13 protein-coding genes are annotated in these 13,589 nt (G+C 73.3%); 10 read left to right on the top strand and 3 right to left on the bottom strand.

The window, feature by feature from the left end; genetic code table 11:
• Positions 1 to 18: 18 nt before the first annotated feature.
• Both KCH_RS15935 and KCH_RS15930 read left to right on the top strand, forming a co-directional pair.
• Complete coding sequence (locus KCH_RS15935) at positions 19 to 927, top strand: L,D-transpeptidase family protein (RefSeq protein ID WP_035863634.1); 909 nt, start codon at positions 19 to 21, stop codon at positions 925 to 927.
• 95 nt (positions 928 to 1,022) lie between these two features.
• Positions 1,023 to 1,967: a beta-ketoacyl-ACP synthase III gene (locus tag KCH_RS15930; protein WP_035863633.1), complete on the top strand. Its 945-nt coding sequence runs from the start codon at positions 1,023 to 1,025 to the stop codon at positions 1,965 to 1,967.
• A 189-nt stretch (positions 1,968 to 2,156) separates the two neighbouring features.
• Here KCH_RS15930 and KCH_RS15925 read toward each other — a convergent pair whose 3' ends face one another.
• On the bottom strand, positions 2,157 to 2,798 hold the full coding sequence (locus tag KCH_RS15925; protein WP_035863632.1) for a TetR family transcriptional regulator: 642 nt from the start codon (positions 2,796 to 2,798) through the stop codon (positions 2,157 to 2,159).
• Positions 2,799 to 3,105: 307 nt separating this feature from the next.
• Between KCH_RS15925 and KCH_RS15920 the strand changes: the two genes are divergently transcribed.
• The gene (locus tag KCH_RS15920) at positions 3,106 to 5,406 is read left to right on the top strand and encodes a serine/threonine-protein kinase (protein WP_035863630.1); all 2,301 of its coding nucleotides are present in this window, start codon (positions 3,106 to 3,108) and stop codon (positions 5,404 to 5,406) included.
• 16 nt (positions 5,407 to 5,422) lie between these two features.
• Here KCH_RS15920 and galE read toward each other — a convergent pair whose 3' ends face one another.
• A complete protein-coding gene (gene galE / locus KCH_RS15915; protein WP_035863628.1) occupies positions 5,423 to 6,397 on the bottom strand; it encodes a UDP-glucose 4-epimerase GalE in 975 nt (324 codons plus the stop codon).
• 175 nt (positions 6,398 to 6,572) lie between these two features.
• Between galE and KCH_RS15910 the strand changes: the two genes are divergently transcribed.
• A complete protein-coding gene (locus KCH_RS15910; RefSeq protein ID WP_035872274.1) occupies positions 6,573 to 7,622 on the top strand; it encodes a S1C family serine protease in 1,050 nt (349 codons plus the stop codon).
• A 78-nt stretch (positions 7,623 to 7,700) separates the two neighbouring features.
• Here KCH_RS15910 and KCH_RS15905 read toward each other — a convergent pair whose 3' ends face one another.
• A complete protein-coding gene (locus tag KCH_RS15905) occupies positions 7,701 to 8,852 on the bottom strand; it encodes a sensor histidine kinase (RefSeq protein ID WP_035863625.1) in 1,152 nt (383 codons plus the stop codon).
• A 274-nt stretch (positions 8,853 to 9,126) separates the two neighbouring features.
• Between KCH_RS15905 and KCH_RS15900 the strand changes: the two genes are divergently transcribed.
• The 6 genes from KCH_RS15900 to KCH_RS15875 are packed head-to-tail and all read left to right on the top strand — an operon-like array spanning position 9,127 to position 13,588.
• A complete protein-coding gene (locus KCH_RS15900) occupies positions 9,127 to 9,534 on the top strand; it encodes an NADH-quinone oxidoreductase subunit A (protein ID WP_035863623.1) in 408 nt (135 codons plus the stop codon).
• Positions 9,525 to 10,157, top strand: coding sequence for an NADH-quinone oxidoreductase subunit B (locus KCH_RS15895; RefSeq protein ID WP_035863621.1), 633 nt, complete (start codon positions 9,525 to 9,527; stop codon positions 10,155 to 10,157). Before KCH_RS15900 ends, KCH_RS15895 begins: the two co-directional genes overlap by 10 nt.
• Entirely contained in the window at positions 10,154 to 11,461 is a 1,308-nt protein-coding gene (locus KCH_RS15890) for an NADH-quinone oxidoreductase subunit C (RefSeq protein WP_051653117.1), read from the top strand. Before KCH_RS15895 ends, KCH_RS15890 begins: the two co-directional genes overlap by 4 nt.
• Positions 11,458 to 12,417: an NADH-quinone oxidoreductase subunit NuoH gene (nuoH, locus tag KCH_RS15885; protein ID WP_035863619.1), complete on the top strand. Its 960-nt coding sequence runs from the start codon at positions 11,458 to 11,460 to the stop codon at positions 12,415 to 12,417. The genes KCH_RS15890 and nuoH overlap by 4 nt, the downstream gene beginning before the upstream one ends.
• Complete coding sequence (locus KCH_RS15880; RefSeq protein ID WP_157032409.1) at positions 12,414 to 12,974, top strand: NuoI/complex I 23 kDa subunit family protein; 561 nt, start codon at positions 12,414 to 12,416, stop codon at positions 12,972 to 12,974. Before nuoH ends, KCH_RS15880 begins: the two co-directional genes overlap by 4 nt.
• Positions 12,971 to 13,588 (top strand): NADH-quinone oxidoreductase subunit J family protein, encoded by a 618-nt coding sequence (locus tag KCH_RS15875; protein ID WP_208865953.1) that lies wholly within the window; start codon positions 12,971 to 12,973, stop codon positions 13,586 to 13,588. Before KCH_RS15880 ends, KCH_RS15875 begins: the two co-directional genes overlap by 4 nt.
• Position 13,589 lies beyond the last annotated feature (1 nt).

The following is a 13,589-nucleotide window of genomic DNA, read 5'->3' as shown; positions in this document are numbered from 1 at the left end:
TCTGGGAGGATCGTCCGCATGTCCGGTTCCCATCGCGCCGCCTCGCACCGCCGCTCGGCCTCCGCGCCGGCTCCCCGGAGCGACGCCGAGCAGACCCAGGGCCGAGCCGCGGGCCGCCGCCGTCGCAAGCCGAAGGCGCGCCGCACCCGCAAGCTCACCGTCGGCACCGCGACCCTGCTGGCCCTGGCGGCCGGCTGGTTCACCGTCGGCCCCGGCCGGACCTTCCAGGGCGAGACCGCCAGCGCCGCCCCGGACCGCGAGCCCGACGTCACCCCGATGAAGGCCGCCGAGGCGCACACCGAGGCCCCGGCCGCCGACCGCTCCAGCCGCGACCGGATCACCGCCATTCCGGGCCTGGGCGCCAGCTGGACGGCCAAGATCCCCGCCGAGACCCGCCAGGTGCTGGTCGCCAGCGGCAAGGACAAGAACTCCTCGGACAACACCGTCACGCTGTGGACCCGCGGCGACGACGGCAGTTGGCAGGCCGGCCAGTCCTGGCCCGCCCACAACGCCTACAAGGGCTGGACCACCGACCACCGCTCCGGCGACCTGCGCAGCCCGATCGGCCTGTTCTCGCTCACCGACGCCGGCGGCCGCAAGGCCGACCCCGGCTCCAAGCTGCCGTACGACGAGAACGCCAAGTTCGTGATGGGCGGCCGCGGCTTCAACAACGAGCCGCTGGCCGGCTCCTTCGACTACGTGGTCGCGATCAACTACAACCGGGTGGTCGGCTCCTCCCCGCTCGACGGCCGCTTCCCGGAGGGCGCGGCCAAGGGCGGCGGCATCTGGCTGCACCTCGACCACGGCGGCCCCACCCACGGCTGCATCTCGCTCACCGAGGACCACATGGTCGAGCTGATCAAGACCCTCGACCCGGCCATGCACCCGATGATCGCCATGGGCGACGCCCAATCGCTGGCGGCCTGACCGGTTCCGGTTGTGAGGGCCCTACAGGTTCCGGCACCCGATCCTGTGCCAGGGCGTTACCGCCCGACTCGCCGGTAACCCGGTTGAGTGGCAGTATGACCGCCTCCCGCATCGTGGCGCTGGGCCACTACCAGCCGCCGAAGATCCTCACCAACGACGATCTCTCGGCGATGGTCGACACCGACGACCAGTGGATCCGGAGCCGGGTCGGCATCCGTACCCGGCACATCGCCGAGGACGAGACCCTGGTCGACCTCGCCGCCGGCGCCGCCCAGAAGGCCCTCGCCCACGCGGGAGTGACCCCCGACCAGATCGACCTGGTCGCCGTCGCGACCTGCACCGCCGTCGAACGCAGCCCCAACACGGCCGCCTCCGTCGCCGCCCGGCTCGGCATCCCCACCCCGGCCGCCTACGACCTGAACACCGTCTGCTCGGGCTTCTCGTACGCGCTGGCCACCGCCGACCACGCGATCCGGGCCGGCGCCGCCACCCGCGCCCTGGTGATCGGCGCCGAGCGGATGTCCGACGTCCTCGACTGGACCGACCGCACCACCTGCGTGATCTTCGCGGACGGCGCCGGCGCGGCCGTCCTGGAGGCCGTCCCCGACGAGCAGGCCGGCATCGGCCCGGTGGTGTGGGGCTCCGAGCCGGAGAAGGGCGAGGCGGTGGTGATCCGCGGCTGGCAGCCGGTCATCAGCCAGCAGGGCCAGACCGTCTTCCGCTGGGCCACCACCCAGGTCGCCCCGCTCGCCCGGCAGGCCTGCGAGAAGGCCGGCCTGGACCCGTCCGAACTGCGCGGCTTCGTGGCCCACCAGGCCAACCTGCGGATCATCGACGCGATCGCCGGCCGGCTCGGCCTGGCCGAGGACGCGGTGGTCGCCCGCGACGTGGTCGAGTCCGGCAACACCTCGGCCGCCTCCATCCCGCTCGCCCTCTCCAAGCTGGTCGAGCGCGGCGAACTGCACAGCGGCGACCCGGTGCTGCTGTTCGGCTTCGGCGGCGGCCTGGCCTACGCCGGCCAGGTGGTGCGCTGCCCCTGACCGGAACGGACCGGCCCGGGACATGACGCAGGGGCGGTCGGGAGACCTTTCTCCCGACCGCCCCTGCGTTTCGTTGTAGGTGCGGATGACGCCCCGCGGTACGTCGGCGAACCTCCCCCGAGGACACGGCCGCGTCCGACGCACCCCGGACAGGAACCGGGGCCGGGCGCCATTGGACTGGGCTGAGTGTTACTTCGGCGGCTTCTTTCCGGTGACTCCGAGGTACACCTGGAGCGCCAGGTTGGGCTTGAGGTCCTTGACCTTCACGCCCCACGAGGTGAACGCCTTCGAGTGCTCCGCGGCCGCGGCCAGCAACGTCACCAGGGAGCCGGCGATCGCCGACCCGTCGACCGTCTTGTCGGTCTTGCCCTGGGTGTTGCGAACCGCCTCGGCGAGCGGAGCCGCCACCGAGTTGAGGACCTTCATGCGGATCTTGAAGAACCGCTTGTCCCCTTCTGCGGCACCGAGTGTGACCACTCGGAGAATGGCGTCATTCTTGCGCCAGAAGGCGAGGAATCCGTCCACCAGTTCTTCGGAAGTGGTGAAGCCGGTCTTTCCCGCCCAGGACTTTCCATCGACGAGCTCTTTGAGCCCGCCGCTGTCCTCGGCCATTTCCTCGGCGATCTCAAGGACTGCGCCCTCGACATCCGGGAAGTACTGGTAGAAGGTCGCGGGGGAGGTACCCGCCATACGGGCGACGTCGATGACCTTGACGTCCCGGTACGGCGACGTGCTGAGCATCTCGCGGAGGCAGTCGAGCAGCTTCTGCCGCGTCTCCTGTCCGCGCCGCCCGGCGACGCGACCGTCGACGGTGCGAACTTGTCCTGTCATGCCGTCAGCTTACCGTGGCACGATCTTGGCGCGATTCGGTAGTGCGACTATTAGTCCGCCCGTGGGGAGAATCGACGGCTTTTCAGCGTGTGTTGTTGCCCCCCCGTGCACTGATGACCCCACAGCGTGACGACAAGTCAGCTCCGAAGGGTTCGGCGGGCGCCCCGCACCCCCGCCGGGGCCGCCGCGCCGGCCGACCGGCGCGGGTGACACGGGCGGGGGAGATTGGCTCCAGGACGGCGGGCATTGGAGAATCGGGGGCGCGCCACCGCCGGGGGGCGTTGGCGGAAGGGGAGGTGGCTGCGGAGTGGACCAGCTGACGGCGCACGATCCGAGGCGGATCGGGCCCTTCGAGGTGCTGGCCAGGCTCGGCGCGGGCGGGATGGGGCTGGTGTACCTGGCCCGCTCCGCCTCGGGTCGCCGGGTCGCCATCAAGACCGTCCGCAGCGAACTGGCCGAGGACAACCTGTTCCGGGTCCGCTTCGCCCGCGAGATCGCCGCCGCCAAGACGGTCGGCGGCTTCTACACCGCCGCCGTGGTGGACGCCGACGCCGACGCCGCGGTGCCCTGGCTGGCCACCGCGTACGTGCCCGCGCCCTCGCTGGAGGACCTGGTCACCGACTGCGGTCCGCTGCCCGCCGACGCGGTGCGCTGGCTGACCGCCGGCATCGCCGAGGCGCTGCAGTCCATCCACGCCGCCGGGCTGGTGCACCGCGACCTCAAGCCGTCCAACGTGCTGGTGGTCGAGGACGGCCCGCGGGTGATCGACTTCGGGATCGCCGCCGGCGTGTCGAGCACCCGGCTCACCATGACCAACGTCGCAGTCGGCACCCCCGCCTACATGTCGCCCGAGCAGGCCCGCGACAGCCGCAGCGTCACCGGGGCCAGCGACGTGTTCTCGCTCGGCTCGCTGGTGGTGTTCTGCGCCACCGGGCACCCGCCCTACCGGGGCACCAACCCGGTCGAGACGGTCTTCCAGCTGCTGCGCGACCAGCCCGACCTGAGCGGGCTGCCGGCCGAACTCGTCGACCTGGTCCGGGCCTGCATGCGGCCCGCGCCCGAGCACCGGCCGACGCCCGCCCAGATCCAGGCCGAGATGGCCCCGCACCTGTTCTCCCGGGCCGACGCCTCCGGCGAGGCCGGGGACTGGCTGCCGCCCGCCGCACTCGACCTGATCGAGGCCAAGCGCAGCAGCCGCCGCCCCGTCAGCCAGCAGCCGCAGCAGCCGCAGCCGGTCGCGGTGCCGCCGCAGCCCTCCGCGCCGCCGGTCTCGCAGGCCGCGCCGATCGCCCCGGCCGGGCCGGTCGGCCTGCCGTCCGAGGCCGAGGTGGCCACCGAGCGGGTGCGGCCGCACGCGCGGCCGGCCTCCGGCGGCGACGGCGAGATCCGGCTGGCCGGCGCGAACGTGCCGATAGGACCCGGGCCGCGGGTCGAGCCGGTCGCCCCCTCCGCCGCCCCCGTCGGCACCGACTGGGTGCGCCGCACCTCCGCGCCCGCCGCCCCGCCGCAGCCGCCCGCCGCCCGCTGGCGGCCCTGGCGGTTCCGGATGTCCAACGACGTCTGGGGCACCCCCGTGGTTGCCGACGGGACGCTGTTCGTCTCCAGCTTCGAGGTGCACGCCCTCGACATCGGCTCCGGCGAACGCCGCTGGAAGACCCGCGACGTCGCCTGGGCGCTGGCCGTCGACGGCGGCCGGGTGCACGCCGCCGACGGGCCGCACCTGTACACCGTGGACGCCTCCGACGGCACCGAGCGCTGGCGGACCTCGCTGGACGGCTGGGTGTACTCGCTGGACGCCGCCGACGGCGTGCTCTGCTGCGGCATCCGCGGCGGCGGCGTGCAGCTCCGCTCGGCCGCCAGCGGCGCCGAACTGTGGCGCGCCGACGACGCCCAGCAGGAGTACGAGAACCCGCAGTCCGGCCCGGCGCTGATCGCCGGCGCCGCCTACTACCAGGGCTCCGGCCGGCTGCACTCCGTCGACCCGCGCGGCGGCGGGGTGCGCTGGGCGTTCCCGGTCACCGGCAAGGTGCCGGCCCGGCCGGTGGAGCGCGGCGGCGTGCTGTACCTGACCTCCGGTCAGCGGGTACACGCCCTGGACGCCGCCACCGGCGGCGAGCGCTGGCGCTTCGACGCCCCCGTGGTGCTGTTCACCCCGCCCGCGGTGGACGACCGGGCCGTGTACGTCGCCGACTACCTCGGCACCCTGTACGCGCTGGACGCCGCCACCGGCCACGGCCTGTGGCGGGCCTCCACCACCTCCCGGCAGGGCGCCGAGCCCGCCGTGGTCGCCGACGGGACGGTGCTGCTGGGCTCCGGCGACACGCTGTTCGCGTTCGACGCCGCCACCGGCCGGGAGCGCTGGCGCTACGCCGCCCGCGCCGACCTGGTCGGCTCCCCGGCGGTCGCCGACGGCCTGGTCCACCTCGGCAGCCGCGACCACTCGCTGCACACCCTGGAGCTCGCCACCGGCCGGCTCCGCTGGGAACTCGGCACCAAGGGCGAGCTGACCGGCTCCCCGGTCGCCGTCGACGGCCGGGTCTTCGTCGGCTCCAAGGACCGCTGCGTGTACGCGCTGGACTCGTTCTACGGCACCGCCGTCCCGCACTGAGGCCGGCGGGGCCCGGTCACGGGTGGCGGTGCTGCCAGCCGGCCCAGGCGGAGGCGACCATGTCGCGGACGCCGTGCCGGGCGGTCCAGCCGAGTTCGCGCCGGATCAGCTCGGCGGAGGCCACCACCCGGGCCGGGTCGCCGGCCCGGCGGGCGGTCACCTCGGGGGCGGTGTCGAGGCCGGTGACCTCGGCGATCTCGGCGAGCATCTCGCGGACGGAGACGCCGAGCCCGGTGCCGATGTTGAGGGTCAGTCGGACCTGCTCGCCGTCCGCGGCGGCGGTCAGCCGGCGGACGGCGGCGACGTGCGCGGACGCGATGTCCGAGACGTGGATGTAGTCGCGGATGCAGGTGCCGTCCGGGGTCGGGTAGTCGTCCCCGAAGATCAGCGGGGGCAGCCCGGCGGTGAGGCGCTCGAAGGCCAGCGGCACCAGGTTGGCCGCACCCGGGTCGGACAGCTCGGGGGAGGCCGCGCCCGCCACGTTGAAGTAGCGCAGCGCCACCGTGGACAGCCCGTACGCCTCGGCGCAGGCGTTCAGCAGCCACTCGCCGGCCAGCTTGGTCTCGCCGTACGGGTTCATCGGCGCGCACGGCGTGGACTCGGCGACCAGTTCGACGTCCGGCATGCCGTAGACGGCGGCGGAGGAGGACAGCACCACCCGGCGGACGCCCGCGTCGACCGCGGCGGCCAGCACGATCCGCAGGCCCTCCACGTTCTCGTGGTAGTAGCGCAGCGGCTGGGCGACCGACTCGCCGACCTGCTTGCGGGCCGCCAGGTGCAGCACCCCGGTGACGGCGTGCTCGGCCAGGACGCGGTCCAGCAGCGGGCGGTCCAGCGTGGAGCCGGTCACCAGGGGGACGCCGGGGGGCAGGTGGGAGGGCGAGCCGGAGCTGAGGTCGTCCAGGACGACCACGGACTCGCCGGCCGCGACCAGCTCCCGGACCACATGGCCGCCGATGTAACCCGCCCCGCCGGTGATCAACCACGTCATGGGCCGATCCTAGACGGCGGCCTTCCGGGGGCTCCCTGGTGTGTCGGCGCAGGTATTCGGACATTTCGCTGAAATGCTGACAAAGTTCTGCCCTGCGACCGGAGGTGGTCCCGTGCGCCCGAAGAAGGAACAGACCCGCCCGCTTCCGGCCGGCCCCCGCCCGACCGGGCCCAGACTGTGGTCGGGGCCGGCCGCGGTGCTCGCCGCGGCGGCGCTGCTGATCAGCGGCTGCTCCGGCAGCGACAAGGGCTCCAGTTCCTCGGCGGCCCCGGCCGCCACCACCGCGCCCGCGCCGTCCACCAACAGCCAGCTGGAGCAGGAGTACCAGCAGGTGATCTCCCAGGTGCTGCCCTCGGTGGTGCAGATCACCGCGGGCGACAGCCTCGGCTCCGGGATCGTCTTCGACGACAAGGGCGACATCGTCACCAACGCGCACGTCATCGGCACCGCGCAGAGCTTCACCGTGACGCTCGCCAACAGCACCAAGCCGCTGGACGCCACCCTGGTCGGCAGCTACCCGCAGTCCGACCTCGCGGTGATCAGGCTGAGCAGCCCGCCCAACGGGCTCAAGCCCGCCACCTTCGCGGACAGCTCCAAGGTCGCCGTCGGGCAGGTCACGCTGGCCATGGGCAGCCCGCTCGGCCTGTCCAGCAGCGTCACCGAGGGCATCGTCTCGGCGGTCGGACGGACCGTCACCGAACCGCAGAGCCCCGGCTCGCCCGGCGCCACCATCGGCAACATGGTGCAGACCTCGGCCGCGATCAACCCCGGCAACAGCGGCGGCGCGCTGGTCAACCTCTCCAGCCAGGTGATCGGGATCAACACGCTGACCGCGGTCGACCCGGAACTCGGCGGCTCGGCCGCGCCCGGCATCGGCTTCGCCATCCCCGCCGTCACCGTGAACAGCATCGCCACCCAGCTGATCAAGGACGGCAAGGTCACCAACTCCGGCCGGGCCGGGCTCGGGGTGACCGTCCGCCCGTTCTTCGACGCGAACTTCCAGCCGGCCGGGGCGGCGATCGTCTCGGTGACCTCCGGCGGGCCGGCCGCCTCCGCCGGGCTGCAGGCGGGCGACGTGATCACCAAGGTCAACGACACCACGATCACCTCCCCCTCCGTGCTGACCAGCGCGCTCGCCTCGTTCTCCCCGGGCGACAAGGTCACCGTCGGCTACCAGCGCGACGGCAAGAACCAGACCGCGGACGTCACGCTCGGGTCGCTGTAGCCCGAGACAGGCCCGGGCCCGGGGTGCCGTACCGCGCAAGGGAAGCGGCACCCCGGGCCCGTCCACGCCGCGCGGCCGTCAGCCCCGGGCGGCCCGGGTGCGCCACGGGAGCTCGACCGTCACCGAGGTCGGCCCGGCGGCCGGGCTGTCGACTACGAACACGCCGTCCACCGACTCGGCGCGCTCGGCCAGGCCGGCCAGCCCGCCGCCCGGCCGGACCCGCGCACCGCCGCGGCCGTCGTCCTGCACCGTCAGCATCAGCCGGTCGTCCTGCCGCCAGACGTCCACCGAGGCGGAACGGGCGCCGGAGTGCTTCGAGGCGTTGGTGAGCAGCTCGCTGACGGTGAAGTAGGCGATGCCCTCGACCGCCGAATCCGGGCGCTCCCCGCCCAGCTCCACATGGACCTTCACCCCGCCCGGCAGCGTGCAGCGCGCCGCGACCGAGGACAGCGCCGCATCCAGCCCGCGGTCCGTCAGCACCGCCGGGTGGATGCCCCGGGCCAGATCGCGCAGCTCCTGCAGGGCCAGCTTCACCTCGCCGTGCGCGGCGTCGACCATCTTCTGCGCGGCCACCGGATCCTCCGTCAACTTCTCCTTCGCCAGGCCCAGATCCATCGCCAGCGCCACCAGCCGGGCCTGCGCGCCGTCGTGCAGATCCCGCTCGATGCGGCGCAGATCGGCCGCCGCGTGGTCGACCACCGCGCCCCGGTCGTCCTCCAGCTCGCGGACCCGCTCGGCCAGCGCACCCGGCGACAGCAGGCCCTCCACCAGCAGCCGGGAGACCGCCGAGATCGCCCGCATCGCCCACGGCAGCACCGGCCAGCCGACCACCAGCAGCACCAGCGTCAGCACGAAGCTGAGGATGCCCCAGGGCAGCATCACCACGCAGTACAGCGCCGAACGCCAGTTCAGCCCGTCCGACAGCGCGGCGACCACCCAGCCCGCCGGACCGGGCCGGGACGGCACCGTCGGCTCCGGCTCGGCGATCCGGCTGCCCAACGACGCCCGCGCCCGGACCCGGCCCAGCCGGCCGAAACCGCGGCAGCAGACCAGCCCGACCGCCAGCAGCGGCAGGCCGACGAACGTCACCGCCAGGCCCAGACCGGCCGTCAGCAGCACCGAGGCCGCCACGAAACCGGCCAGCCCGATCGGGAAGTTCAGCAACTCGTGCTGCACCCGCTGCCACAGCTGCGCCCCGTACAACGACGGGCGCTTCGCCTCGTCCTCCATGGTCGGCGCCCTCTCCTCGTGCTCGCCGCGTCCTGACGATCACCAGCATCCCGGTTGCGGAGCACGCGCCGCCATGGTGCTGCACTCCGTCTTCGACCGGGGGTTATCCCCACCCCCGGCGCTGGAGCCCGGACCCGGCGGGCCGGCAAGCGGAATTCCACGGATGTCCACCGGCCGTCTTGCAGGACGGGCAGATGGAGGAGTAGACGAGCGGTGCACATAGACTCCCGCGATAGCGATGGTTATGGACGGGCAAAGAAGAAGGGCGTAACGCATGGAGTGGCAGCCGCTCGCTGCCGACCCCGCCGCCGGCAGCGGCTACTTCGACGCCTACGCGGCGATCGGCCTGCTGGCGGTCATCGGCGTCCTCTTCGTCACGGTGGCGTTCACCGCCAACCGCCTGCTGCGGCCGGTGGTCAACACCCCGGAGAAACTGCTCGCCTACGAGTGCGGCGTCGATCCGGTCGGTGAGGGCTGGGCGCACACCCAGGTCCGCTACTACGTCTACGCCTTCCTGTACGTGATCTTCGCGGTCGACGCGATCTACCTGTTCCCGTGGGCCACGGTGTTCGCCGCCGCCGGCTTCGGGGCGGTCACGCTGGTGGAGATGTTCGTCTTCATCGGCTTCCTCGCCGTCGGACTGCTCTACGCCTGGAAGAAGGGCGTTCTGGAATGGACGTGACGCACTCGCACGGGACGCCCGCCGGCGGACCGGTCCCGCTCGGCATCCCCGACCCGGCCCACCCCGGCGCCGCCGTCGAGCAGCGCCGCCTCGGCCCGCTCGCCCGGCTCGCCCCGGACCCGGTCAAGGTGGTGCTCAACTGGGGCCGCCGCTACAGCCTCTGGTGCTTCAACTTCGGCCTCGCCTGCTGCGCGATCGAGTTCATCGCCGCGTCCATGGCCAAGCACGACTTCATCCGGATGGGTGTCATTCCGTTCGCGCCCGGCCCCCGCCAGGCCGACCTGATGATCGTCTCGGGCACCGTCACCGACAAGATGGCCCCCGCCGTCAAGCGCCTCTACGAGCAGATGCCCGAACCGAAGTACGTCATCTCCTTCGGCGCCTGCGCCAACTCCGGCGGCCCCTACTGGGACTCCTACTCCGTCACCAAGGGCGTCGACCAGATCATCCCCGTCGACGTCTACGTGCCCGGCTGCCCGCCGCGGCCCGAGGCACTGCTCCAGGGCATCCTCAAGCTCCAGGAGAAGATCGCCGCCGAGGACGTCCCGCAGCGCTACGCCGCACCCGCCGCCGCGCTGCGCCGCCCGCTGCACACCGCGCCCACCCAGGAGGGGGAGCGGTGACCGACACCCCGGACACCCCCGACGCCGCCGCTCCCGCCCCCGCCGAGCCGACGCCCGCGGAGCGCACCGCCGCCGCGATCGGCCCGTGGGCGAGCGCCGTCGAGGCCTACGAACTGCTCACCGTCACCGTCCCCGCCGAACACTGGATCGAGGCGCTCACCGCCGCCCGCGACCGGCTCGGCCTGGCCTTCCTCGACTGGCTGAGCGCCGTCGACGAACTCGCCGAGGGCTTCACCGTCTGCGCCCACCTGGCCGCCGTCGGCGAACCCGGCACCGTCCGCCGACTGCTGCTGCGCACCCGGATCCCGCGCGACAAGGCCGCTCTGCCGACCGCCGTCGAGGTCTACGCCGGCGCCGCCTGGCACGAGCGCGAGACCCGGGAGATGTTCGGCATCGAATTCGCCGGCCACCCGTACCCCGCCACTCTGCTGCTCCCGGACGGCTTCGAAGGCCACCCGCTGCGCAAGGACTTCGTGCTGGCCGCCCGCGTCGCCAAGGACTGGCCCGGCGCCAAGGAACCCGGCGAGTCCGACCACGGCGGCGGCCCCGCCCGACGCAAGATGCTGCCCGCCGGCGTCCCCGACCCCAACGAGTGGGGCCCCCTCAAGGGCACCCTCCCGCCGGTCGCCGAACGCCCCGCCAGGGCCGCCCGCGCCGGCGCCGCGGCCGGCGTCGACCGCCCCCGCCGCGCACGCAGCGTCGGCGACGGCTCCACCAGCCAGGCCGCGACGGCCCCGGACACGGCAGTCGCACCCGCCGTCCGCGCCGACCGCCCGCGACGCTCCCGCAGCGTCGGCGAGGGCTCGGTCAGCCAGGCCGCGACACCCGAAACGCCGCCCACCACCCCCGACACCCCGCGCCGCACCGCCCGCACCCAGTCCGCCGACGCCCCGTGGCACGCCCCCGTCCCGGCCCACGAAAAGCCGGCCGAGCCGGGAGCCGCGGAGTCCGCACCCGCGCAGGGCGAGCCCGCCGGGTCGAAGCCCGAGGCCGCGCGGCCGGAAGCTGCGGACGCACGGGTCTCGCACGTCGAGTCGGCGAAGCCGAAGGCCGCGCCCGCGCAGGGCGAGGCAGCGCAGGTGGGGTCGGCGGACCCGGAGAAGTCCGAGGCCGTGACGCCCCAGCCCGTGCAGCCGGAAGTCGCGAACGCGCAGGGCGAGCCCGCCGAGCCGGAGCCGACGGAATCCGAGGCCGCGAAGCCCGCGGCGGCGAAATCCGAGGCCGAGGCCGAAGAGGCCGAGCAGTCCGAATCCGAGCAGCGGCCCGAGCGGCCCGGCGATGTGCAGAACGGAGACAGCGCGTGAACCTTCTCGACACGCTGCTGCGTTGTGTCGGCACGCTGGTGGCGTTCCTGGTGCTGCCGCTGGTGGTCGGTCAGGCCGAGCACAAGGTGATGGCGCACATGCAGGGCCGGCTCGGTCCGATGTACGCGGGCGGGTTCCACGGCTGGGCGCAGCTGGTCGCCGACGGCGTGAAGTTCGCGCAGAAGGAGGACATCGTTCCGGCGGGCGCGGACCGGCGGATCTTCCGGCTGGCGCCGGCGGTCGCGCTGCTGCCGTACCTGCTGGTGCTGCTGGTGATCCCGGTGGGCCCGGACGGGCTGGTCGGGCAGGCGGTGGACGCGGGCATCTTCTTCGTGCTGGCCGTGATGGGCATCGGCGTGCTGGGTTCGCTGATGGGCGGCTGGGCGTCGGCGAACAAGTTCTCGCTGCTGGGCGCGTTGCGCACGGCCGCGCAGCTGATGTCGTACGAGCTGCCGATGCTGCTGGCCGCCGCGTCGGTGGCGATGGCGGCGGGGACGGTCTCGCTGCCGGGGATCGTGGACGCCTTCCACTGGTGGTGGGTGCCGTGGCAGCTGATCGGCGCGTTCGTGTTCTTCACGGCGGGCCTGGCGGAGCTCCAGCGGCCGCCGTTCGACATGCCGGTGGCCGATTCGGAGATCATCTTCGGCGCGTACACCGAGTACACGGGTCTGCGGTTCGCGCTGTTCCTGCTGTCCGAGTACGCGGGCATCGTGGTGCTCTGCGGGCTGACCACGGTGCTGTTCCTGGGCGGCTGGCACGGGCCGTTCTCGGACAGCCTGGGCTGGCTGTGGACGCTGGTGAAGACCTTCGCGCTGGCGTTCGTGGTGCTCTGGCTGCGGGTCACCTACCCGCGGCTGCGGGAGGACCAGCTGATGCGCTTCGCGTGGACGGTGCTGATCCCGCTGGCCCTGGCCCAGCTCGCCCTCACCGGCATCGTGAAGGTGGCGATCTCCTGATGAAGATTCCCGGAGCCGGCCTGGCCAAGGGCCTGGCCGTGACCATGCGGACGATGACGCGGAAGACCGTCACCGCGCAGTACCCCGACGTGCAGCCCGACCTGCCGCCGCGTTCGCGCGGCGTGATCGCGCTGCTGGAGGAGAACTGCACGGTCTGCATGCTGTGCGCCCGCGAGTGCCCGGACTGGTGCATCTACATCGACTCCCACAAGGAGACGCTGCCGGCCGCCGATCCGAACGCCCGGGCCCGCACCCGCAACGTGCTGGACCGCTTCGCCATCGACTTCTCGCTCTGCATGTACTGCGGGATCTGCATCGAGGTGTGCCCGTTCGACGCGCTGTTCTGGTCGCCGGAGTTCGAGTACGCGGAGACCGACATCCGCGAGCTCACCCACGAGCGCGACCGGCTGCGCGAGTGGATGTGGACCGTCCCGCCGCCGCCGGCGCACGACGTCGCGGCGGAGGAGCCCAAGGAGATCGCCATGGCCCGCAAGGCCGCCGACAAGCTGGCCGCCGCCGCGGCCGCTGCCGCCGCCGAGGAGGGGGAGCAGAGTTGAGCGCCCTGCTGGCCGCGGCGGGCTCGTTGGAGCCCGCCGCGCGCTCGTACCTCTCGCCGACCGGGCAGGAGATCGTCTTCCTGCTGGTCGGTGTCCTCGTGCTCGGGGCGGCCGTGGTCTCGGTGACCACCCGGCAGCTGGTGCACGCCGCGCTGTGGCTGGTGGTCGCGCTGGGCGGGCTGGCGGTCGAGTTCCTGCTGCTGACGGCGGAGTTCGTGGCCTGGGTGCAGGTGCTGGTGTACCTGGGCTCGGTGGTCGTGCTGGTGCTGTTCGGCCTGATGCTGACCCGCGCCCCGATCGGCCGTTCCCCGGACGCCGACTCCGGCAACCGTCCGGCGGCGCTCGCCGTGGGCGTCGCCTCCGCCGCGACCCTGGTGACGCTGGTGGTGGACGCGTTCCGCTCGTCCTGGATCGACCTGTCCGGTCCGGCCGGCACCACCCGGCTCACCGGCGAGTTCCTGTTCTCGCACTGGGTGCTGCCGTTCGAGGCGCTGTCGGTGCTGCTGCTGGCCGCGCTGGTCGGCGCGATCGTGCTGTCCCGCACCAAGGACGACCGGGCGAAGCCGCGGCCCGGGAACCTGCGCACCGCCCTGACGAAGTCGAAGGAGCGCTGAG

The sequence above is a fragment of the Kitasatospora cheerisanensis KCTC 2395 genome, assembly GCF_000696185.1.
GTDB lineage: Bacteria > Actinomycetota > Actinomycetes > Streptomycetales > Streptomycetaceae > Kitasatospora > Kitasatospora cheerisanensis.
Note: the sequence above shows the minus strand (reverse complement) of the source record. Positions and strands in the feature narration are given on the sequence as shown.